The sequence below is a fragment of the Streptomyces sp. SID4985 genome (assembly GCF_009863025.1).
In the GTDB taxonomy this organism is placed as follows: Bacteria; Actinomycetota; Actinomycetes; order Streptomycetales; family Streptomycetaceae; genus Streptomyces.
The window spans coordinates 1-500 of record NZ_WWIR01000456.1; the positions used below are offsets into that span (position 1 = coordinate 1).

At 73.6% G+C, this 500-nt stretch carries 1 protein-coding gene; it reads left to right on the top strand.

Annotated elements, in window-relative coordinates; translation table 11 throughout:
- Window positions 1-500, top strand: a 500-nt coding sequence (locus GTW40_RS20080; RefSeq protein WP_161181576.1) for a condensation domain-containing protein, incomplete at both ends; no start/stop codon positions are given.

The window sequence follows — 500 nt, forward strand, 5'->3', positions numbered from 1 at the left end:
TCCCTGTCCCACCACCCCCTCTTCCAGACCGTCCTCGCCGTGCAGAACGCGCCGATGGGCCGCTTCTCGCTGCCCGGCCTGGAGGTCGCCACCTACGCGGTGGCCACCGGAACCGCGAAGTTCGACCTCGGTGTGAACCTCGCCGAGCAGTTCGGGCCGGACGGATGCCCGGCCGGGATCGTCGGCGGGGTGGAGTACGCCACCGACCTGTTCGACCGGGACACGGTGGCCGCCCTCGCCCGGCGCTGGACGCTCCTGCTGGAGGCGGTCACCACCGACCCCGAGCGGCCGATCGGGCTGATCGACCTCCTCGGCGCCGACGAGCGGCACCGGCTGCTGGAGGAGGGCAACGCGACCGCCCGCGAGGTGGGCACCGTGCCGGTGTCGCAGGCGTTCGCGGCACAGGTGGCGGCGACGCCGGACGCGGTCGCGGTCGTCTGCGGCGACACCGAGCTGACGTACGCCCAACTCAACGCGCGGGCCAACCAGTTCGCCCACGC